Annotated in this window: 25 protein-coding genes; 18 read left to right on the top strand and 7 right to left on the bottom strand. The window is 34.4% G+C overall.

Translation table 11 applies throughout. The annotated features are described in order from the left end of the window. The first annotated feature begins 64 nt into the window (after window positions 1-64). The 3 genes from AC2A1G_RS14775 (at window position 65) to AC2A1G_RS14765 (ending at window position 2,332) form a co-directional block, all read left to right on the top strand. Window positions 65-949 (top strand): cyanophycinase, encoded by an 885-nt coding sequence (locus tag AC2A1G_RS14775; protein ID WP_484047682.1) that lies wholly within the window; start codon window positions 65-67, stop codon window positions 947-949. A 102-nt stretch (window positions 950-1,051) separates the two neighbouring features. Further along, window positions 1,052-1,894, top strand: a complete 843-nt coding sequence (locus tag AC2A1G_RS14770; RefSeq protein WP_484047681.1) for an isoaspartyl peptidase/L-asparaginase — start codon at window positions 1,052-1,054, stop codon at window positions 1,892-1,894. A gap of 195 nt (window positions 1,895-2,089) precedes the next feature. After that, entirely contained in the window at window positions 2,090-2,332 is a 243-nt protein-coding gene (locus AC2A1G_RS14765; RefSeq protein WP_484047680.1) for a YtxH domain-containing protein, read from the top strand. Between the two features lie 50 nt (window positions 2,333-2,382). Here AC2A1G_RS14765 and AC2A1G_RS14760 read toward each other — a convergent pair whose 3' ends face one another. Beyond that, window positions 2,383-3,174, bottom strand: a complete 792-nt coding sequence (locus AC2A1G_RS14760; protein ID WP_484047679.1) for a class I SAM-dependent methyltransferase — start codon at window positions 3,172-3,174, stop codon at window positions 2,383-2,385. Window positions 3,175-3,417: 243 nt separating this feature from the next. On the opposite strand from AC2A1G_RS14760, the gene AC2A1G_RS14755 reads away from it, so the two are divergent. The 8 genes from AC2A1G_RS14755 to AC2A1G_RS14720 all read left to right on the top strand — a co-directional run bounded on the left by AC2A1G_RS14755 (window position 3,418) and on the right by AC2A1G_RS14720 (window position 11,078). Then, window positions 3,418-3,990, top strand: coding sequence for a TerD family protein (locus AC2A1G_RS14755; RefSeq protein WP_484047678.1), 573 nt, complete (start codon window positions 3,418-3,420; stop codon window positions 3,988-3,990). Window positions 3,991-3,995: 5 nt separating this feature from the next. Continuing rightward, window positions 3,996-4,667 (top strand): TerD family protein, encoded by a 672-nt coding sequence (locus AC2A1G_RS14750; protein WP_484047677.1) that lies wholly within the window; start codon window positions 3,996-3,998, stop codon window positions 4,665-4,667. 6 nt (window positions 4,668-4,673) lie between these two features. Then, complete coding sequence (locus AC2A1G_RS14745; protein ID WP_484047676.1) at window positions 4,674-5,312, top strand: vWA domain-containing protein; 639 nt, start codon at window positions 4,674-4,676, stop codon at window positions 5,310-5,312. A 2-nt stretch (window positions 5,313-5,314) separates the two neighbouring features. After that, entirely contained in the window at window positions 5,315-5,953 is a 639-nt protein-coding gene (locus tag AC2A1G_RS14740; RefSeq protein WP_262147978.1) for a vWA domain-containing protein, read from the top strand. A 9-nt stretch (window positions 5,954-5,962) separates the two neighbouring features. Continuing rightward, window positions 5,963-7,006 carry a TerY-C metal binding domain-containing protein gene (locus tag AC2A1G_RS14735; RefSeq protein ID WP_484047675.1) on the top strand — a complete coding sequence of 348 codons (1,044 nt, stop codon included), beginning with the start codon at window positions 5,963-5,965 and terminating at the stop codon, window positions 7,004-7,006. Between the two features lies 1 nt (window position 7,007). Further along, window positions 7,008-8,468 carry a PP2C family serine/threonine-protein phosphatase gene (locus tag AC2A1G_RS14730; protein ID WP_484047674.1) on the top strand — a complete coding sequence of 487 codons (1,461 nt, stop codon included), beginning with the start codon at window positions 7,008-7,010 and terminating at the stop codon, window positions 8,466-8,468. Between the two features lie 4 nt (window positions 8,469-8,472). After that, complete coding sequence (locus AC2A1G_RS14725; protein WP_484047673.1) at window positions 8,473-9,984, top strand: protein kinase domain-containing protein; 1,512 nt, start codon at window positions 8,473-8,475, stop codon at window positions 9,982-9,984. Between the two features lie 443 nt (window positions 9,985-10,427). Continuing rightward, on the top strand, window positions 10,428-11,078 hold the full coding sequence (locus AC2A1G_RS14720; RefSeq protein ID WP_484047672.1) for a TerD family protein: 651 nt from the start codon (window positions 10,428-10,430) through the stop codon (window positions 11,076-11,078). Window positions 11,079-11,538: 460 nt separating this feature from the next. Here AC2A1G_RS14720 and AC2A1G_RS14715 read toward each other — a convergent pair whose 3' ends face one another. The 4 genes from AC2A1G_RS14715 to AC2A1G_RS14700 all read right to left on the bottom strand — a co-directional run bounded on the left by AC2A1G_RS14715 (window position 11,539) and on the right by AC2A1G_RS14700 (window position 14,312). Beyond that, a complete protein-coding gene (locus AC2A1G_RS14715; RefSeq protein WP_484047671.1) occupies window positions 11,539-11,985 on the bottom strand; it encodes a hypothetical protein in 447 nt (148 codons plus the stop codon). Window positions 11,986-11,997: 12 nt separating this feature from the next. Further along, complete coding sequence (hisS, locus tag AC2A1G_RS14710; RefSeq protein ID WP_484047670.1) at window positions 11,998-13,365, bottom strand: histidine--tRNA ligase; 1,368 nt, start codon at window positions 13,363-13,365, stop codon at window positions 11,998-12,000. Window positions 13,366-13,505: 140 nt separating this feature from the next. Then, window positions 13,506-13,958, bottom strand: a complete 453-nt coding sequence (locus tag AC2A1G_RS14705) for an HRDC domain-containing protein (RefSeq protein ID WP_484047669.1) — start codon at window positions 13,956-13,958, stop codon at window positions 13,506-13,508. Window positions 13,959-13,976: 18 nt separating this feature from the next. Then, complete coding sequence (locus AC2A1G_RS14700) at window positions 13,977-14,312, bottom strand: single-stranded DNA-binding protein (RefSeq protein WP_056082386.1); 336 nt, start codon at window positions 14,310-14,312, stop codon at window positions 13,977-13,979. 233 nt (window positions 14,313-14,545) lie between these two features. Here AC2A1G_RS14700 and AC2A1G_RS14695 point away from each other — a divergent pair, with 233 nt between their 5' ends. The 3 genes from AC2A1G_RS14695 (at window position 14,546) to AC2A1G_RS14685 (ending at window position 17,525) form a co-directional block, all read left to right on the top strand. Beyond that, entirely contained in the window at window positions 14,546-16,075 is a 1,530-nt protein-coding gene (locus tag AC2A1G_RS14695) for a hypothetical protein (protein ID WP_484047668.1), read from the top strand. A 184-nt stretch (window positions 16,076-16,259) separates the two neighbouring features. Then, window positions 16,260-16,748: a zinc ribbon domain-containing protein gene (locus AC2A1G_RS14690; RefSeq protein WP_484047667.1), complete on the top strand. Its 489-nt coding sequence runs from the start codon at window positions 16,260-16,262 to the stop codon at window positions 16,746-16,748. A 156-nt stretch (window positions 16,749-16,904) separates the two neighbouring features. After that, entirely contained in the window at window positions 16,905-17,525 is a 621-nt protein-coding gene (locus AC2A1G_RS14685) for a hypothetical protein (RefSeq protein ID WP_484047666.1), read from the top strand. A gap of 272 nt (window positions 17,526-17,797) precedes the next feature. Here AC2A1G_RS14685 and AC2A1G_RS14680 read toward each other — a convergent pair whose 3' ends face one another. Both AC2A1G_RS14680 and pnuC read right to left on the bottom strand, forming a co-directional pair. Then, complete coding sequence (locus AC2A1G_RS14680; protein WP_484047665.1) at window positions 17,798-18,811, bottom strand: acyl-CoA dehydrogenase family protein; 1,014 nt, start codon at window positions 18,809-18,811, stop codon at window positions 17,798-17,800. Continuing rightward, window positions 18,798-19,394 carry a nicotinamide riboside transporter PnuC gene (gene pnuC / locus AC2A1G_RS14675; protein WP_484047664.1) on the bottom strand — a complete coding sequence of 199 codons (597 nt, stop codon included), beginning with the start codon at window positions 19,392-19,394 and terminating at the stop codon, window positions 18,798-18,800. Before pnuC ends, AC2A1G_RS14680 begins: the two co-directional genes overlap by 14 nt. Window positions 19,395-19,830: 436 nt before the next feature. Here pnuC and AC2A1G_RS14670 point away from each other — a divergent pair, with 436 nt between their 5' ends. From AC2A1G_RS14670 to nudK, 4 genes are read left to right on the top strand one after another with little or no spacing between them, the layout of a single operon-like run. Continuing rightward, on the top strand, window positions 19,831-20,427 hold the full coding sequence (locus AC2A1G_RS14670) for an HPP family protein (protein ID WP_484047663.1): 597 nt from the start codon (window positions 19,831-19,833) through the stop codon (window positions 20,425-20,427). Between the two features lie 5 nt (window positions 20,428-20,432). Then, window positions 20,433-20,774: a hypothetical protein gene (locus tag AC2A1G_RS14665; protein ID WP_484047662.1), complete on the top strand. Its 342-nt coding sequence runs from the start codon at window positions 20,433-20,435 to the stop codon at window positions 20,772-20,774. A 4-nt stretch (window positions 20,775-20,778) separates the two neighbouring features. Beyond that, the gene (locus tag AC2A1G_RS14660; RefSeq protein WP_484047661.1) at window positions 20,779-21,693 is read left to right on the top strand and encodes a TIGR01777 family oxidoreductase; all 915 of its coding nucleotides are present in this window, start codon (window positions 20,779-20,781) and stop codon (window positions 21,691-21,693) included. Between the two features lie 7 nt (window positions 21,694-21,700). Further along, on the top strand, window positions 21,701-22,282 hold the full coding sequence (gene nudK, locus AC2A1G_RS14655) for a GDP-mannose pyrophosphatase NudK (protein WP_484047660.1): 582 nt from the start codon (window positions 21,701-21,703) through the stop codon (window positions 22,280-22,282). Window positions 22,283-22,291: the final 9 nt, after the last annotated feature.

The following is a 22,291-nucleotide window of genomic DNA, read 5'->3' as shown; positions in this document are numbered from 1 at the left end:
ATCAATTCGTTAAATATAGATTAACATTTTATTAACCCGTAAATATTTTTTAATTTTGCAGGCTATGAAACCTGTGGGAAAATTAATTATTATCGGAGGAGCTGTAAATAAAGGCAGTTTCACAGAAACCGAGTACGACCAGAATGTAGAAAAAAATCTTAATTTTTTTGAAAGAGGAATTTTGAGGAAGATCATTACAGAATCTAAACACAAAGAAGATTCTGTGATTGAAGTCATCACGACTGCTTCGCAAATTCCGCAAATCGTAGGTGCAGAATACAAGAAAGCTTTCGAATATTTAGGTGCTAAAAATGTAAATATTCTCGACATTCACAACCGTGAGGAGGCGAACTCTGATGCGTTGGTGGCCAGAGCAAACGCAGCAGACGTTGTGATGTTTACCGGCGGAGATCAGTTGAGGCTGACTTCTATTCTTGGTGGAACAAGATTTCATGATACTATTTTATTGAAATATCAGGAGCAGGATTTTATCTATTCCGGAACTTCTGCGGGTGCGGCAGCGGCTTCTGAAAATATGATTTATCAGGGAAGCAGTTCTGAAGCTTTATTGAAAGGCGAAATTAAAACAACACAAGGTTTAGGTTTAATAGACAATGTCATTGTTGATACCCATTTTGTTCAGCGAGGCAGAATCGGCAGGCTTTTTCAGGCAGTTGTAAACAATCCGAGAACTTTGGGAATCGGTTTAGGAGAAGACACAGGCCTTTTCATTCACAACGATGTAATGACAGCCGTAGGATCCGGACTTGTAATTTTGGTGGACGGAAGATTTATAAAAGATACCAATTTAACCAATATCAACCTCGGAGAACCAATTTCTATCGAAAACCTTACGGTTCACGTGATGTCTATGAACGATCATTACAACCTTACGACAAAGGAAATGACGATAGAGAATTCTCAGTTTAATCCGATTCCGCAAACTTAAGTGATGGTTGATGAATGATTATTGATTTATAAACGCATTATTTGAAACAATTAATCATCATTTATCACTTATCAATCATCTCAAAAACATCAATTATATTCTATGAAAATCATCATCCACGGAGGTTTTTTCTCTGAAAGCGATCAGAGCAACGAAGTAAAAGTTGCCAAACAAAATTCGCTGAAAAGCATTGCTGAAAAGGCTTATCAGTTTTTGACGAACAATTCGGCGGTGGATACTGTGGCTTACGCAGTTTCACTTTTGGAAGATGACGAACTGTATAATGCCGGAATTGGTTCGCAAATTCAAAGTGACGGAATCATCAGAATGAGTGCTGCTCTGATGGATGGTGAAACGCAGAAAATGAGCGGTGTAATCAATATTCAGGATGTAAAAAACCCGATTTTTGTGGCGAAAGAACTGATGAAGGAAGATGACAGGGTTCTGGGAGGAAATGGAGCAAAAAATTATGCAACCGAGCATGATTTTGAAAATTTCTCAACAGAAATTCCACAAAGAAGAAAAGAATACGAAGCCAAACTCAACAATGGAGGAAAAGGAACTGTGGGTTGCGTTGCCATCGACGAAAAAGGCAAACTGGCAGTGGCAACCTCAACCGGAGGAAAAGGTTTTGAAATCCCGGGAAGAATCTCTGATTCTGCAACCGTTGCCGGAAATTATGCCAACGAATTTTGTGCTGTAAGCTGCACAGGAGTAGGCGAAGACATCGTAAGCAACGCCACTTCCGCAAAAATTGTGACGAGAGTGACCGATGGAATGAGTTTGAAAGAAGCTTTCGACAAAACTTTTACTGAACTTAAAACAATTGACGGTTTCGCCGGAGCGATTGCCATTGATAAAGACGGAAATATTTTCCATCAGGATTCTTATCCTAAAATGGTTTTTGCGAGTTTTAACGGAGAAAATTTTGAAGTTTTCGGATAATCTGGTAAAACATAAGTCACATAAGTTTTTAGTTTAAATGATTGGGGAAATTTCAGAGCAGTAGACGAAATTAAGATTTTCTGATCAGACCAATCTTTAAAATTTTAACAAAACTTTAAATATCATAAAAATTCTTTGGCACAGATTTTACATATTCCCTACTATCAATTAATTACAAATTAAAAAATAGAAATCATGGGAAATAAAACAAAAGGTTTATTGGCATTGGTAGGTTTAGGCGCTTTAGCATATTGGAGATACAACAAAGCTACGCCGGAAGAAAAACAAGCAGTAAAAGATAAAATCAACAACGCAAAAGACAACCTCAACAAGTGGGGAAATGATTTAAAAGACAAGGCGAATGAAGTAGCATCACAAGCTCAGAGCAAATTTGATGAAGCTAAATCAACGGTTGAACAGAAAGTTAATCAAAACTAGTAATTAGTTAACATTCATATATACGGGAGAAAAGGTAAGTTTTTAACAGCTTACCTTTTCTTTGCTTTTATGGCATATACCAAAGGAATTTTATTCCCGAACTTTGTGATTCGCCACTTTCTTTTTTCAAACTCTTCCACTTGTCTGAAACAGGCATACGGAGACCAGTCGAATTCCCTGAAATTTTCTATAAGTAAATTTTTATCGATTAAACTTTGCAGTACATCAGACAAAGGATGATTCCACGAAATGTAATCCTGAACAATGTCTGCAGAAGTATCAGCATAAGTTCCTTCTGAAGTTTCTACAATTGGTTTTTCATTAAAATAATTGTAGGCAACTCCTTCAAAATCGTCATCGTACATCCAAACCACGGGATGAAATTCTGCCATGACAAACACTCCTTCGTGTTTCAAAAAATGACTTACCACTTCTGCCCATTTATTTAAATCGGGCAACCAGCCAATCGTTCCGTAGCTTGTAAAAACGATGTCGAATTTTTCATTTAAAATATTAGGAAGATTATATACATCGGTACAGATAAATTCGGTATCGGTTCCAGTTTCTTTTGCTAAATCTTTCGCAGCAACAATTGCTTTATCAGATAAATCGATTCCTGTAACTTTTGCGCCCATTCGGGAAAGTGAAATAGAATCCTGCCCGAAATGACACTGCAAATGCAGAATGCTTTTTCCTTTTACATCACCCAACAAATCGAGTTCGATTGAATTGAGAGAATTTCTTCCTTTTAAAAATTCATCTACAAAGTAAAAATCTGATTTCAGATGTGGTTCTACTCTGGCATTCCATGAGTTTTTGTTGATGTCTAAATAGTTTTCCATTGAGTTTTTCTTTGACGTAAATATAATTTTTTTTTGAAAATTAGCTTAAATGCTGTATGCCGTAAAGAGTAACAGAATTTTTACTATAGATTTGGCAAAAACTTATTTATTTAATTGAAACAATAATTTTCATTCATTTTTCCCTCTTATTTGATAAAAAAAATTATATTTATAAATATTTAATTTTCAAAAATATCTGATGAAATTAAATGTAAAAATGATACTTAATACTAGCAAATAAATATGATTAATTTACAGAAAGGTCAGAAAATTGACATTGGTTTAAGCAAAATGACGATTGGTTTGGGATGGGATCCAAGCGAAGGAACAGCGCATAATTTTGATTTGGATGCTTCCGCATTTATGATTGATGAAAGAAGACAGATTCCTAGCGAACCGTTTTTTATTTTTTATGGGAACACAGATTCTCCGGACGGAGCTTTGAGACACACCGGCGACGACCCAACAGGTGGTAACAGTGCCGATGGTGATGATGAAAGCATCGAGGTTGATTTATCTAAAGTTGACCCAAGAATCAACGAAATTCTTATTGTAGTAACCATTCACGAAGCTATCAACAGAAAACAAAACTACGGACAGGTAAGAAATTCTTACATCAGAATCGTAGACGACAGCAACGGTCAGGAAGTGGCAAAATATGAGTTAGGAGAAGATTTTTCTATTGAAACTGCTGTAGAATTCGGAAGACTTTACAAAAGAAACGATCAGTGGAAATTTGAAGCTTCAGGAATTGGCTACAGAGAAGATTTAGCTTTCTTTTTATCAAAATATTACAGCGGACAAATTATCAAATAATAAATATGGCAATCAATTTACAAAAAGGTCAAACCATCGATTTAAGAAAAAATGACCGTGGAGAAAGTGTTTATGATCTTTCACAAGTTACTATCGGTTTAGGATGGGATGTCCGTCAGAAACAAAGTGGTTTTTTCGGGAAAATATTTGGAGGAAAAGAAGAAGAATATGATCTGGATGCTGTAGCTTTTCTTCTCGACAGCAACGGAAAAGTGGCTGACCTCGGCAGAACTGCTTCTGTAGGCGGTAGAAACGTGGCCTTGTACGGAGGCGACGTAATTTATTTCAACTCCATGAGACATCCAAGCGGAAATATCTGGTTGACGGGTGATAACAGAACCGGTGCTGGAGATGGAGATGACGAGCAGATCATTGTTCAGTTAGACAAACTCGATCAGAAATATCAGAAAATATTATTTGTGGTCACTATTTATCAGGGAAGACAAAACAATCAGCATTTCGGGATGGTAGACAATGCCTTCATCAGAGCTGTTGATGCCCGTGGAAAGGAAATTACAAAATACAGTCTTTCCGGTGATGCCTCGATGAACGGAATGTGCTCTATGGTTTTTGCTGAAGCTTACAGACATAACGGCGACTGGAAATTCCGTGCGCTGGGTGAGCCCGGACAAACCGATAATTTCGTTGACCTATTAGCAAAATATGCTTACAAATAATTAAAAATGAGAAGATTACCCGTTTATTTATTATTAGACACTTCAGGTTCAATGACCGGAGAGCCGATTGAGGCTGTAAAAAATGGAGTTCAGATGATGCTGCATTCACTTCGTCAGAATCCGCAGGCTATTGAAACCGCTTACGTGAGCATCATTACGTTTGACAGTGAGGCAAAACAGATCGTTCCTCTTACCGATTTAGCTTCGTTTCAAATGGTCGACATCAAAGCTTCAGGCACAACATCACTTGGTGCAGCTTTAGCACTTTTAGCGGATAAGTTAACCACAGAAATTACCAAAACTACCCTTGAGCAGAAAGGCGACTGGAAACCAATGACTTTCGTTATGACAGACGGGATCCCGACAGATGACTGGCAAAGTGGATTTAGCAAATTAAAATCTGCAAATAAAGGGTTAATCGTAGGTTGTGCAGTAGGAAGCGGCGCTGACGATAAAATTTTAAAACAGATTACAGAATCTGTCATCAGACTTGATAATGCCGATTCTCAAAGCATCAGCAAGTTCTTTCAATGGGTAACAGATTCTATTTCTACCACCTCAACCAAAGTGGAAGAATCCGGAAAAGAAGTTACCGGTTTGGATCAGCTTCCTCCTCCACCGTCTGAGTTGGTAATCGTTGCATAATTATGAACAGACGATTATTAGCCTACTTTTTATTAGACACTTCCGGATCGATGAGAGGTGAGCCGATTGCTGCCCTGAATAATGGATTCAATGGTTTGGTAAGCATGCTCAGATCAGATCCGCAGGCTATGGATTCTTTGCACCTCAGCGTGATTACGTATGACCGTGAGGTGACCAATTTGATTCCGCTTGTTGATTTGGCCAGTTTTCATCCGGTAGAAATTACCTGTCCGGAAAGTGGACCTACACACACAGGGCAAGCGCTGGAAATGGTTTACAATCTCGTAAAAAAGGAAGTGATCAAAGGCTCAGCTGACAGAAAAGGCGATTGGAAACCCTTACTTTTTATTTTCACTGATGGTAAACCTTCAGATTTACAGAAATACAAAGAAATGACTCCTTTAATCAAAAGTTTAGATTTTGGAGTCATTGTAGGATGTGCGGCAGGTCCAAAAGCCGAAGTAAGTTTTCTTCAGGAACTGACAGACAACGTCGTGAAGCTTGATACGACAGATTCCAGCACGCTTACCAATTTCTTTCAATGGGTCAGTTCGTCCATCGAAATGGGAAGCAAAACGCAGGGAACCGGAGAAAGTATGACTTTACCGCCACCGCCAAGTGAATTGAATATTATTGTTTAAAACTAAAACATGAGAAGATTACCAATTTATTTCCTCATCGATGTTTCAGAATCGATGGTGGGAGAACCCATAGAGCAAGTTCAGGAAGGAATTGCCACCATCATCAAAGAATTAAAAACAGATCCTTACGCATTAGAAACGGTTTGGGTTTCCATTATTGGCTTTGCGGGGAAAAGTAAAGTCATCACGCCTTTGCAGGATGTCATCACTTTTTATCCTCCGAAAATTCCGATTGGCAGCGGAACTTCTTTGTCTAAAGGTTTGGAAGAACTGATGAATTCCGTAGACAGAGATGTTGTAAAAACTACTTACGAAAGAAAGGGCGATTGGAAACCTGTCATATTCTTATTCACCGACGGAATTCCAACTGATGATACTTCAAGAGCAATTGAAAGATGGAACGCCGATTACCGCACGAAATCTAATTTAATTATTGTTTCGATTGGCGACAATACCAACGTGAATCTTTTAGGTAAATTGTCTGAACAGGTTTTGATGTTCAACAATACCGACAGCAATTCCTATAAAGAGTTTTTCAAATGGGTAACGGCTTCTATCAGGGCAACCAGCGAAAATATCAACAACAATAATGCGGATGGAATCAATTTAAGTAAATCAAATCCTGAACTGCTTGAAAAGATAGATCTTAGCAAAAACTACTCTGTTCCCGATAATAATTTTGTGGTTTTGAATGGAAAATGTTCCACTAATGACAAACTGTATTTATTAAAATTTAAAAAATCGTTACAGGAATCTCGCGTTCCCGGTTTTGACACCAGATTTTATAAAATTGAAGGAGCCTACAAAATTGATGAAAATTCGTACAGAGAATATTCTGAAGGCGGTTCCAACAACAACAAAATTTCCAGCGAAGAACTTTACGGAAATCCGAGCTGCCCATCTTGTGGAAACAGTTTTGCTTTGGCAACCTGCGTTTGTGGGGGAATTCACTGCATCGAAGGCGACGGCGTCGCAAAATGCCCATGGTGCGGAAATGCCGGTCAATACGGTGCTGCAGAAGGTGGGTTTGACATCAACAGAACTTTAGGTTAACATGAAAAGTTTATTGCAGGACGTCTTAAAAGAAAATCAAATTGACAGCAGCAAAATAGTGGATATTACTGTTGAAAAGCTTACCGATAATGCCAAAATCTACGAATTATCGAAAACCATCAAAGACCTGAAGTCACAAATATTACAAATTTTCACGATGCACAGAGACAGAGAAGAATTTAGAGAAAGTTACATCACGATTCCGAATGCCAATGTAAAAAAGGAATATAATTTCACATTTGATCTTTCAAAACACCCTTCGATTGTCATTAAAGAAATTAAAAATCTTGATGGCGTAGGATTGCAGTTTGATGCAGAGAAAAGTTGTATTCATGGTATTCCAACCAATGCCAATACGATAGAAATTCAGATTGTTTTCTTCAATAAAAATGATGAAAATTTGCAGGAAGACATTAAAACGATTCCGTTTATTGTAAATGCAGATCCGAAAGATTTATGGCTCAACAAACCGAGTCCGAAAGACAGCAGATTTCCGAAAGAAGATCAGGCGACTTTCAAATCTGCATTTTTAGACAAAAAAATTGTGGTGGCTTCTAAAAGAGGGAGATCTCATGCTCACGAGGGAACTTTCAGAGATGATGATTTTCTGGTTAAAGATTTACCCGATGACTGGGCAATTGTTGCAGTGGCAGATGGCGCTGGCTCAGCAAGATTTGCGCGTGCGGGATCTCAGTTTGCCACAGATTTTATTGTGAAAAGTTTTGACGATGAATCTCTTTTAAATAAATTATCAGATGCTGTGACTGTTTATTTTTCTAAAGAAACCAAGGAAAATTTAAATGATGAAACTGAAATAATCAACGAAGATTCAGATAATTATGAAAATTCTTTAAGTTCAAATCCTGCAGGCGATGAAAAAATAAAAAACAAAAGTTTCATCATCAATTCTCTCTATCAAAACGTAAAAAACCTTCACAACGGGCTTTCTCAATTGGCAACTGAAGAGGGTGCATCATTAAAAGATTTTCATACTACCTTGATTTTTACTTTGGTGAAAAAGTTTGATTTTGGATATGTGATTTTAAGTTTTGGCGTTGGTGACTGCCCTATCAATGTTTTAGATAAGGAAAATTCAGAGGTAAAACTTCTCAACTTTCTGGATGTTGGAGAAAGCAGTGGCGCTACACGATTTATTACCATGCAGGAAATTTTTGGCAAACCTGAAATCATGGTTGAACGGTTTAAAATCAACTGTTTTGAAGATTTTTCAAAATTATTTCTGATGACAGACGGTATATACGATCCGAAATTTGTCGTGGAAAGCAAACTGGAAAATCTGGAAACCTGGAAGAACTTTTTAAGAGATTTAAATGGTGAAAATAACGACCAAACAAAAGTTGATTTCGATGAAGATTCAAACATTGAAGAACAATTGTCCGCGTGGATGGATTTTTGGAGCAAAGGCAATCATGACGACAGAACTTTGGCCGTAATTTATTAAGAATATGAGTGTAGTAAAGGTAAAATCAATCATAGATTCCACAAAAACATACGAGTATGTGGATGATGGAAATCCGAAAAAAGGCGGTGTAAAAGATGTTTATTTTTCGCCTGACAGAAAATATGTTGTGGCATTTTTCCGCGATCCGCTTGACTTTAATCAGAAAGACAGAATTAAAAGAATTGTTTCACTTTACCTCGAAAATATTAAAAAAGGAAACAGTGCAGATTATTTTTTAGATGAAATTTTCAGATGGCCCTACGATGCGGTGGAGCTTAATGGTAAAACCGGCGTGATTGTTCCCATCTACAATTCCAAATTTTTCTTTAAAAAAGGATACAAATCCAATGAACTCATCAAAGGTGGCGAAAAAGTCGGCAAATGGTTTACTACGCCTTCTTTCAGAGACAATCAATATCCTTTGTCATTAGATAAAACTGAACTTGGCGATTGGTTGAGTTACTTCCAGATTGCCATCAACATTTCAAGAGGCGTCAAAAAAATGCACCAGATGGGTCTGGCGCATTCGGATTTATCTTACAACAACGTTTTGGTAGATCCCGTCACAAAATCTGCTGCAATCATTGATATCGACGGATTGGTTGTACCCGGATTATTTCCACCTGAAGTGATTGGTACTGCCGATTTTATCGCTCCTGAAGTTTTAAAAACAAAACATTTAAAATTACAGGATCCCGGCAGAATTTTGCCTAACCAAAAAACAGATTTGCATGCTTTAGCCATCCTTATTTACATGTATCTGTTGAGAAGACATCCCCTGCGTGGCGGAAAAATCTGGGATTTGGAATCTGAAAAAGACGAAGTTTTATCAATGGGCGAAAATGCCATGTTTGTGGAACATCCTACAGATGACACCAACCGCGTGAAAGCAGATCATTTAAAAGTCTGGAATAAGTTTTGGGGTGATCCGTCTAAAATTCCGTACACGGTTACCGGTCCGTACCTGAGCGAATTATTTAGAAAAGCCTTTATTGACGGACTTCACAATCCTATACTTCGCCCAATTGCCAACGAATGGGAAACGGCTTTATTGAAAACTGTAGATTTAATACAGCCATGCAGCAATCCAAATTGTGACGAAAAATGGTATGTTTTTGATAACACTTCCAAACCGAAATGCCCATTCTGTGGAACACCTCACAAGGGAACTTTACCCGTTGTAGATTTATATTATAAATTCAAAGACAACGTTTGGAAACCTGAAAATCACAGATTAATGGTGTATCACAATCAGTATCTTTTCAAATGGCATGTTTCTAAAAAAGTAATCCGCAATGAAAGTTTAACGGCAATCGACAAAAAACCAGTCGGATATTTTACCTTTTACCAAAACAAATGGGTGCTTGTAAACCAAAGTCTGACAGCATTGAAAGACATTACAGAAGACAAAATGATTCCAATAAATTCTATGGTTGAGCTCACAGATGGTAAAAAAATTATGCTTTCAGATGAGGAAGGAGGTCGGTTAATGTACATCACTCTGACGAATAAATAATATTAAAATCAAATCCAGCAATTGACATCTTTGAATGTATTTTAAAATAGTGTTTATCTTAATGGAAATCATTAAATATTTTGGTTCTAAAGACTCTTTATCATAAAATAAAATCAACTTAAAAATCTATTATTTTTAAAAACATCCATTTAATTTTATCTTTTGTGAAAATAACTTTAAAAAAAACATCTAAAATATGGTATCCCGTAAAAATATTTCATATAATTGAATTAATTTTCAGCACCAATATTTTTTGATGATAAAATGACCTCTAATAATATGTAAATAATTAATTTACAATTAAAATTTATAGATTTATTTTTATCTATTTTTGAAGACCTTAAAACACCAATATTAATATTTGTAACTAAAATAACGAATAATATTATCAGATTGAAAGAATATCTATAAATTGATTTGATAACCCTGATAACCAAGACTCTATGACTTCACTTTTATTAAAAAATGAAACACTCGACCTGTTTCATCATTTCGAGACCCCACTTGAAAATTTTTCAGTAGCTGTAGACTGGGCTTCTATTAATACATTTGGACGCAATCTTTTAGGATTCAAAACAAAAAAAATTACAGACCGTATTGATCTTGGTCTCAGTTGTATCATGTTTAACGGCCAAAATCAGATGACAGATTTGGTTTGTTCATCAAAGTTTAACAGCTGGCTTATTAAAAATAATTTTCCTCTTGGGAAAAGTGTATCCAAAGATAAAGCATTCAAGCACTTTGATTATGAGTCTACGATGGACAGTCTCTATAAACAAGTGATGTCGGTAGATTTGAAAAAAATAAGCAGTGAGATTGATTATGTTTATTTCTATCTCTGCTTTGATCTCAGAAAAAACAAATCACCCAATTTCTCAGCAGTAGATTCATTAAAACTGATATCTCTTCGGGATACTTCACCAAACAGTATTATCTCTGAATACGACATTACGACACATAATTCCAGCAAAGAAAATGAAGGTATTCTGGTATTGGCTAAACTTTACCGTGAAAATGGAAGCTGGAAATTTACCACAAAAGGAAAAACGATTACTGAAAGTGCTTTCGTTAGGTTTACAAAAGGGATACAGTAAAAATGTAAAGGAAATTTGTGAAAATCTAATTTGAAATCTTTCATTTTCTAAAACTCAATGTCGTTTCTTTAAGATAAAAATATCTTTTAATTTAATCAAAAAGCAATTACCAATCTTAAATTACAAAAAAAAAGATTGAAGAAATTGATTTTGGTGCGTAAAAATTATCTCTGAGAAAAATTCTAAAAAAAATTTCAAGAAAAACAACCATTTTACGGAAATCCATAAAACACTGTCGAAAAGTGTTCATACTTTCGCAAAAAGAATCAGAAATGATTTCTGAAAACACATCCCATATATTTTAGGTAAAACACAGATGAAAAAAAATTCCGGCTCAATGGGCCGGAATTTTTATGTTTTGTAATAATGAAAAAATAGTTTTTGTTTCTTTTGCGCTGGTTTTAAATCTTAATCAAACGACAGTCAAAAGATCTGATGTTTAGAGTAAAGATTAATAAATTTATCCAATAAAAATATGACTGTTATCAAAATCCAAATCAGTAATTTTATTAAAATTCTTTTCTATTCTATTTTTCAACTCTGCATTAACATAAATACTTCCCATAAAACAGAATATCCTTAAACCTTCAAACTCCTTTGCAGGCCTGGTAAAATCCTCGAAATTTAAATCATTGTATAATTCCAAAGCAGAATAGTCATGCCACGTTTCGCCAGTAGCTCTTCTATGTACTTTGGTTGGGAAAAGTTTAATTTGCTCAGGTACGTATTTTTCTAAAACTTCCCCCAAACTATTATCTATTAAAAAATTATCAAGAATAACTCCAAAAACACCATTTTCCCTTACCCAAAAATCTTTTTCACCGGAAAATTGTATCAGGCTCACTTCTTTTACATAATCATCAGATTTAAATTTATTGATGACTCTAAATAAACAGGTTCCAGACATTCTGTGAAAAATTTATCCTAAAAACTCTTCCAAAGAAACAGTTTTCTGCTCCCCCGCTTCAAGATTTTTAAAGGTCACCTTTCCATTTTTTATTTCTTCCTCGCCCAGGAAAACAAGATTTTTAATTCCTTTTTTCTCAGCATAAGTAAACTGTTTGTTGATTTTTGCACTTTCAGGATACAATTCCGCAGAAATTCCTCTTTCCCTTAACTGAATAATGAGTTTAACAGCTTCGATTGTTTCATCGCCACCAAAATTGGCGAACAGATATTCAACATTTGAAGTTGCGTCTTCCGGGAAAAGATTAAGCTCTTCCATCACCAGATAAATTCGGTCTAAACCAAAAGAAATCCCGATTCCTGGAACGTTTTTCACACCAAAAACTTCGGTCAGATTATCATATCTTCCACCACCACCGATAGAACCCATTTGAGCTTCGTCAGCTTTTACCTCGAAAATTGCTCCGGTATAATAATCTAAACCACGCGCCAAAGTAATATCAAATACTAAATTCTGAATATCAACACCCAAATTTAAAGATTGAGTAATGACAAATTCCAATTCCTCAACACCTTTCAACCCGATTTCGTTTCCAACAAATTTTTCTTTTAACTGAAGAAGATTTTCCAAAGGATTATCTGACTGAGTAAAAAGAAAATCTAATTTATCAATCGATTCCTGATAAATATTTCTTTCTAAAAGTTCCTTCACTACCCCATCTTTCCCAATTTTATCGAGTTTATCTAAAGCAACTGTGAAATCAATCAACTTATCTGTAATTCCGGCATATTCTGCCAAACCTGAAAGAATTTTTCTGTTGTTGATGTGAATTGTAACCGAAACTTTTAGTTCTGCAAACGATTTCAAATACAGCTGCACCAAATCAACTTCCTGCCAAAGACTTTCGCTTCCCACCACATCGGCGTCGCACTGATAAAACTCTCTGAATCTTCCTTTCTGAGGACGGTCTGCTCTCCAAACTGGTTGAATCTGATAGCGTTTGTAAGGAAATGTAAGTTTCCCGTGGTTCATGGCAACAAATCTTGCGAAAGGAACCGTTAAATCGTAACGAAGGGCTTTATCTGTAAGGCTTTCAGCACTAAAAGGTTTATCTAAAGCTTTCTGAAAATCATTCATCATCTGAGTTTTTTTCTCACCTTTAGCTTCGTTGATACTTGAATTTAAAATCTTAAAAATCAAACGGTCACCTTCTTCCCCATATTTCCCCGTCAAAGTTGAAAGATTCTCGAAACTTGGAGTTTCCAAAGGCTGAAAACCAAAAAGTTCAAAATTTTTCTGCAATATATTAATGATGTATTTTCTTCTTGAAACTTCCAGTGAGGTAAAATCTCTCGTTCCTTTTGCTAAGCTTGGCTTCATTATTATGAATGATAATTGATGGTTGATAAATGATATTCTCTGCAAAAATAAGCAATTGAAAGGACTTTTAAATCAATAAAAAGCCACAGAAAATTTCCGTGGCTCTATGAAAATTTATTTTCATCATTTTGTTTTCATAATCACACGCTTTCCAGAATTTCTATAATTTCTTCGCCATAATTTTCTATTTTATGCTTTCCGAAACCTTTGATATCGAGAAGTTCCTGTTTTTTTGAAGGTTTATACTTGGCAACAGAAGTCAGTTCTTTGTTGGTCGCAATAAAATACGTTGGAAGATTCTGTTCTCTGGCTTTTTCTGACCTCCACATTTTCAGCGCTTCAAAAATTTTTATTTCGCTGTCTGTTAAAACATCATCTTCGGCAGAATATTTCTGAGATTTTGTTTCTTTTACAAAATTGGCAGTTTCAGGAAACTTTCTGTAATAAAGAATTACAGACCACGACTGATCTTCTGTTACGAAAGCCGTTTCAAACTTTACAACCTCATTCTCCACAAGAAAATGATCTACTTTCTGCTGATCGCCCATTAGAAATTCTTCAGCAATTCTCACTTTAAAAACTTTAATATGCATGGCTGATATTTTTAAGATTTAACCTTGTCTGTTACCTAAAAGTACCAGTTCATCAACTCGTATTTCTGTGATGAATCTTTTATTCCCGTCTTTATCGTCATACGATTTGTACACAATTTTTCCCTCCACAGAAATCTCTTTTCCTTTTTGTACATATTTCTCCATAATGTCTGCCAGTTTTCCGTTGGCAACAAGATTGTGCCATTGCGTTTCTTCTACTTTTTCACCTTTTGCGTTGGTGTAATAATCGTTGGTTGCCAAAGATACTTTTGCAATTTTACCTTTTTCGAAGTTTACGATTTCAACTTCTTTTCCTGTGTAACCGATTAATGTTACGCGATTTCTTAGTGACATAATTTTGTATTTTATTTGATTAATTATTCAGATAAGAGACGTTCACTTTATTTTCTCAAATCTCTGTTGCAAAGATTCATCAGGTTTGGAAATTTATTCGGTTGTAAACTATTTAAATTCGTTTGTAGTCGTTTGAAAATGTTTTTATTATTGAAAATCAAATAATTAATAAATATAATATTTTTTTGATTCTATTTCGGTATTGCGTAAATTTGGATGTTGTGCGCAATTTTATGAAAACACTATTCCAAATCATTATTTTACTTTTATTTACACAATCTTGTCAATCACAAGAACAAGATTTTAATGTGAAATATGAAAATTTTGAAATAAATATTCCAGGAAGTCCTGGACCTTGGCTAAAACATAACGGAAAATTCTATTGTTATTTTACTACTGATAATGATAAATTTAGTTCTGGCTCAACACATCATTTTTATATTCTTGACAAAAATGGCAAAACAGAGTCAAAAATTACTGTTCCCGAAAAATTACAGACATTTTATTATGATTTGTATGTGAAAAATGACACAATTTTTACAACTGAATACTACGACCAAAATACTTTCTACTTAGAAAATAACAAATGGATTGAAACTAAAAAAGCAATTGATTTGTTTTATGAAGACGATAATTACAATGTTTATTCTTTAGATTTTGGAGAATGGGGAGGAGTAATTTGGTTTAATGATAAAAAGACTAATAAACAGTACGAATTTGCAGGTTCAAGCCCAATTATCAATAAGTTACAGGATGTTTATTTCGTAACATTAGGAAATAAAATTCTTAAAATTGCTAATCCTCAAAAAATGGAATTAAGCAAAGAACCTTATGATTATAAAAAAGCAGTTTTAACAGAAAATTATTTTCGGCAAGGAAGTAATTCTTTGAAAGGTGCTGAAATTATTTATGAATACAAAAATGACTATTATTTCAACCCAAAATTTTCATTTGCAACTTCATTTATTTCAAATGACAAATTATATCATATTTACAAAGACAGTATTTCGACAAAAATTGGAATAATTGATGATAAAATATTAACTAAAGTATATGATTTACAAACTGATATGATTTCTTATCATTGGAGTTACGATTGGAGAAATCAAATTCAAAAAAACAAATACCAAACAATTCAGTTTTCAACAAAAAAGGAAAATGAATATGGTATTTTAGAAATAAACGAGAATGATATTTTGGTAACAACTTTTAGAAATACATTTAAGGAAAGTGTACTAGGAGAAGCAAAAATGAAACAATGGTTTGAAAATAATTTTGACTATTATTTCTCAAATTTTGATAAATTATTTCTTAAAGACATTGATTCTATTGAACAAAAAGAAAATGCGACAGACATCACGCAAAATCGTAAAATTTCTCATTATCTACTGGACGGAAAAGAGATAGAAACTCCAAGAATTTATAGGAAGATAGAAAATTCGAAGGTAAAATTAAATACATCATATTATTATACTACAAAAGAAAAATCGGTTGAATTGATTGAGTTCGAATGGGGGAAAAATAAATTAAGATTTGAAAATATTGTGGATGCAATTGAAGATTCAATGAAAGAAGACAAATCCGATTTTTTATATAAATCAAAATTTAATTGGATTTCAAATTATTTGACAAATAAATTAGGAAAACCATTTAATGACAAACAAAGTAATAAAAATGGAATTCAAGAATGGAAAAATGAAAACAAAGTAATAAAGTTAGTTTTTAATGAAAACCTTGTTGAATTAACAATGTACAAGAAATAAAAAAACTGCGTACAACAAGGGTTTTGCAATAGTGGGGCGAATCTGCAAAGTTCAACAGCGGTTCTTCGGTTCAACTTTTGTAAAAATTGAAAATTTGTGCTTCGATTACCCTACTATCTCAAAGCCCCAAACCGTTAGCTGCAATATTTAAAAAAGCTGTACCCTTAAAAAAACACAAATTAAGATGAATGAAATTCGCAATAAAAATTCTTATGAAACTTTAATTTATGATTTTACCAGGGAAGTTTATGTTATCTGTCCAAATTGCGATAAAAAAGCAACGGTAAAATCTGAAAAATTTTATGATGAAAATGTTAAATTGGTTTGTACAAATTGTGGGTTCAATAAAACTCCTGAAAAAGAATATATTGGACATTCAAACAAAAAAAATCCAAATAATTTAATCAAAAATATAGTTGCAATTGGAGGAGGAATTGACCCATATTTTCATTTACCATTATGGTTATCAACAAACGTTGGAGAAAATTTATTTTGGGCTTATAATTATGAACATTTAAACTTTATTAAAGGCTTTGTTTCTGCTAAATTGAGAGAAAGAAATATTGAAAATATGAGCAATAAAAGCATAGGAAGCAGATTGCCAAAATGGATTTCATCACATAAAAACAGAGAAATAATCCTAAAAACCATCGAAAGACTTGAAAAAAAATAATACTTCTGCTAACATGTCTTGCCAATAGGAAACTTATAAATTTACGTTCTGAGCTTTGATAGAAATTTGTATTTTAGTTAAAAAATCGTCTTCGATCTATCCACCTTTTTCAAGCCTCAAAACACTTTATACAATAAATCTCCAACATTTAAACCTATGAAATCAATCTTTATATTTTTTCTGCTATTGGTTTTAACTCTAAATTTTGGATGTAAGCAGACAGATACTAATCCAGTAAAGGTCAAACTTAATCTTAAAAAGGAATATACTAAATCCTTGAGTAAAAATGATCCCTGGGTAAGAGATCAAATAGGACAACAAGGTCTAAATGTTTATACAGACTCTGTAGCTGTACATTATTACGACATAACAGTCGAAATTGAAAATACCGGACAAAGAGATATATACGTATGGTTGATGACTTGTTCATGGCATCACAACTTTCAGATTAACAATAACTATATTTATTTTTATACTCGGGGATGTGACAGCAATGTTCCATTTCGTGAAAAAATTACACCAAAATCAAAAATAACATTGACTGGAACAGTTCGAAAAAATTTAAAATTTAATTATCCGGATGAAAACAGTATTTATGGTAAACAAGTAGAGCTTACTAAAGTGGGTTTAGTAACCATAGATGATATTTACAAAACTAACGATGAAGTGGTAGACTATTCACTCAACATGGAAGATAAAAGTAAGCACAAAGTAATTTGGAGTAATGGAATTAAACTGTTGAGTGAAAAAGATCAGTATCAGGAAGAATTTGACTAAAATAATTCTCGCATTCAACAAGTTTTTGATAAAATTGAGTCTGAATGGTTTGCTATGTTGCAAAATCGCAAAGCCACAAAATTTTAGTAGTAGAATTAAAGAGTGGGCAGAAATCTAAACAAGTATTAAAAAAACATTTATATATTTTTTACTAATTAACCTGAGTTCGGGATAAAAACAGAAATGTACTTTGTAAAAAATAGCAATAATTCATATTTAAATTTCTTTTATTCAAATATCTAGATGATTTATTGCTTTGAATTCGAAGCAAATCACAAAAATTCCCTCCTAAAATTCGCATGCTGCGTCGCCGTAAAATAGTCACAAAAAACCTGATAAATTTCAGAATCTGTATGCGTTGCCCTAACTCCCAACTGAAAATAAATTTCCAATATCTGATGCGATAATTTCTCTAAATGGTTTTCGCAAAATTGATGAATTTCAGATTGCTTTTTGGAGAAAATCTCCTGTGTTGATTCTAAGTTTTTTTCAACCTCATTGCAAAAATCTAAAACTTGTTTCAATATATCTTCCACTAATTTATCGAAAGAATTTAAGTCAATATTCGGTCTGATCAAAATGGATTCCTCAGAAAAATGCGCCGCCATTCCAAGATAATTGACCAGTAAAGTCAAATCTGCAAAAATCCTGAACGGAATCTGATCTAAAACATCATCCGTGAAAAATTCATCATAAACAAAACTGTAATCTTCCGAAACGTTTACATTTTCAACTTTGAATGAATACGTTCCCGTAGCTTTCATTCCCATCGATTTCCAGTTGGGAATAATTTCCACATCATCTTTAGAAATAACAAACGAACGAATGATTTCACAACCATTTTGATCCAACAAAGGATTTCCGTTTTCAGTCAGTTTTGCATTCAAAGAAAAATGACTCAAATGTGGTGCTCCGGTTGCAAAATGCCAAAGTCCGTTAATGATAAATGTTCCGTCGCTTTGCTTTTCGGCAGTTCCGCCAATCATTCCACTTCCTCCGAAACAGGTTTTGGGGTTTGAAAAAAGTTCTTTTGCAATGTGTGGTTTTAAATTTCTCGAGAAAAAATTAGCTCCCGAACATAAGGTCAACATCCAACCCAAACTTCCGTCTATTTTAGACCAATCAAAAAGAATTTGCAAACCTTGATTTAAACGCAATCCGAGTCCGCCATAGATTTTGGGAACCCAGATTTGAAGAAGTCTTTCATGATGAATCTGATCAATAACTTCGGCTGGAACTTCTGAATTTCCGAGCATTGCTTCTCTTATCTGTTTAGCCGACAACATTAACTTTAGTTTTAATAATTTTCCTCCATTCTAAATAACCAAAAATGGCAACGGTGAACAGAAAAGCCGTTAAACCTGCATACAAAAACAATCCTTTGTGAATCAATAAAGGGATTGCTATAATGTTGCTCATGTTCAGTAAAATCCAGTTTTCGATTTTTCGGCGAGCCATCAACCACATTCCTGCCCAGGCAAATGCACTGACTAATGAATCTAAAACAGGAACATCTGAATCTGTAAAATGAGTTAGGAAATACCAAAACAAACTGAAAGTGGCAACCACAATTCCCACAGTAATCAGTTTTTCCTGATTTGTAGTTTCTGAAATCTCAGTTTCTTTGTGTTTTTTACCGAATTTCCAATACAGCCACCCATAAATGCTCATCACGAGATAGTAGAGATTGAGCGTAAATTCTGCATAAAGTTTGGCAAAAAACATCACATAAAGTGAAAGTGAAATTCCGGCAATCCCGAAAAGATAATTGTTTGAATTGTTTTTTTTCGCCAATAAAACCTGGCAAACCGAAAAACAGACACCCAGCCATTCCTGCCAAGTGGTTTGTTGTAAAATTTCCTGCATCAAATTAACTTATATAAATTAAATGATGAGATGATAAATCAAAAAAATCCCTACGTCGGCATTATCCGAATCAGGTGTGGAAAAATTTCCCGGGTATCATCTCAGCCGCAATCGTGCAGCACCCCATTGATTGGGCAAATGTGAGATTTTTTTTTGGAAATAAAAAATTTTAAATTTTGATTGTCCAAAATATTTTTAACGCAACGGACACTAAGATTCTTTTATGTTTGAGAATATTTTCCGTTCGCTAAGGCGTTTCACTCAGCTATGAAGACAATATGTCATTGCTGAACGAAGTGCCTTTGCGGAAAATGTTTTCAATTCATTTAAATTAACTTTGCGCTCATTGCGTTAAAAACTTTATCCCTCTTTTATTTTTCTTCACTAGCCGTTTACAAACGGATAATTTTTGTATCTTTCAGTTTCCAATAAAATTCCTGTGAAGAAGACGCTCAAAAGAACCTACCGTGTATCAAAATATGTAATCTATAAAGAAACACTTGTTGATTACAAAGAGCATTTCTGGTCATTTCTCGGTGCGTTTTTCGGAATTGGAATTATCGCTTTTCTACAGTCAAAATATTTATTTGAGCAGGAAAATATCTTTCTTATTGGCTCTTTTGGAGCTTCTTCTGTTTTAATTTACGGTGCGATTCAAAGTCCGCTGGCCCAACCCAGAAATTTGATTGGAGGTCATGTGATTTCTGCGATTATCGGTGTTGCAGTTTTTAAAATAGTTCCAGATATAATCTGGATTTCCGCACCTTTGGCGGTTGCGCTTTCAATTGTAGCGATGCAATATACCAAAACGCTTCATCCACCGGGCGGAGCAACAGCTTTGATTGCAGTGAGCTCAACGGGTAAAATTCCTGAGCTTGGATTTTGGTACGTTCTTTCACCTGTACTTTCGGGCTGTCTTATTTTGCTTTTTGTTGCATTAGTTTTTAATAATTTAACTAAAAACAGAAACTATCCGAACAGCAAAAAATGGAAGAGACTTTTAGATAAAAAACACAAACACACATTGAAAAATTAATTATCATGGAATGTATAGAATGCGGCGAAAAAATCATCGGCAGATCCGACAAAAAATTCTGTAATGATGCCTGTAGAAACGCTTTTAACAATAAACAGAATAAAGATTCAAGCAATCTGATGCGGAATGTGAACAATAAACTCCGCAGAAATTACAGGATTCTGAGCGAAATTAACATCGAAGGCAAAACGAAAATCGCCAAAGCAAAACTCGATGGCTTGGGATTTGATTTCAATTATTTTACAAATCTGAAGGTTTATAAAAACGGTTCAGAATACAAATTTATTTACGATCACGGTTACAAAATGCTGGAAGAAGATTTTGTTCTGATTGTAAAAAACTCTTGATTAAATGAAAGAAACAGTCCTCATCACCGGAGCCGGCGGAAGCATTGCCCGAAAACTCGCTGAAAGATTGCAATCAGATTTTGAAATCCGTTTTCTTACCCGAAAAAAGAAAAATCCAAATGATTTTGAATGGGATTTGAAAAACAAAACCATTGACGAAAAAGCTTTGGATAATGTTTCGCACATCATTCATCTTGCGGGAGCCAATATCGCCGAAAAAAGATGGACTCCCGAAAGAAAACAGGAAATCATACAGAGCCGGACAGATTCTGCACAACTGCTTTTAAACGCTTTACAAAGGAAAAATATCATATTAAAATCTTTTATTTCAGCTTCGGGAATCAACTATTACGGAACGGAAACTACAGAACATATTTTTAATGAAAACGATTCTGCCGGAAATGATTTTTTGAGTAAAGTTGTGGTTTTATGGGAAAAATCAGCCGATCAGTTTAAAGAAAATAATGTTGCTGAAAGAGTTGTAAAAGTAAGAACTGCAGTTGTATTGACCGAAAACGAAGGCGCACTCCCGAAAATGTCAACACCAATAAAAATGGGCATAGGATCACCCATCGGAACGGGAAAACAATACATGCCGTGGATTCACATTGATGATATTTGCAGAATTTATGAGTTTGCCTTAAAAAATAAATCTGTTGAAGGGGCTTTCAACGCAGTAGCTCCGGAGCACGCAACGAATCAGTATTTCACGAAAAAAATTGCGGAAGTTTTAAAAAAACCTTTATTTATGCCCAATGTTCCAGCCTTTGTTTTAAAACTTTTGTTTGGCGAACTTTCGGTTGCACTTTTGGAAGGTTCACGGGCGTCTTCAGAAAAGATACAAAAATCCGGATTTGAATTTAAATTTCCGGATCTGGAAAATGCATTGAGAAATTTGTTTAAAAATAAGAAGCTTTAAAATAAAAATGCTACAACCTACAATAAACATTGAAAAAACAGAAATTTTATCTGATAATTGGTACACTTTGAAAAAAGTAACTTTCAACATCAAAAAAGAAAACGGACAAACCGAAACACACAGTCGTGAAGCCTATGACAGAGGCAACGGAGCCGTCATTTTGCTGTATAATATCAATTCTAAAAATGTAATTTTAACGAGACAATTCCGTCTTCCCACTTACATCAACGGTAACTCAACAGGAATGCTGATTGAAGCATGTGCCGGACTTTTGGACAACGATAATCCTGAAGACTGCATAAAAAGAGAGACAGAGGAAGAAACCGGATATAAAATTTCTAAAGTTGAAAAAATATTTGAAGCCTACATGTCGCCAGGATCTGTGACGGAAATTCTGCATTTTTTTATCGCCGAATATGCTGATGACATGAAAATAAACGATGGTGGCGGACTTGAAGAAGAGGGCGAAAACATTGAAGTTCTGGAAATTAATATTGAAAAATCTCTTGAAATGATTGATTCAGGAGAGATAAAAGATGCAAAGACAATTATGCTGCTTCAGCATTTGCGTCTTAAAAATTTAATTTAAATTTATTAA

It is taken from the genome of Chryseobacterium sp. HNCC26DJ240 (assembly GCF_057180485.1).
Note: the sequence above shows the minus strand (reverse complement) of the source record. Positions and strands in the feature narration are given on the sequence as shown.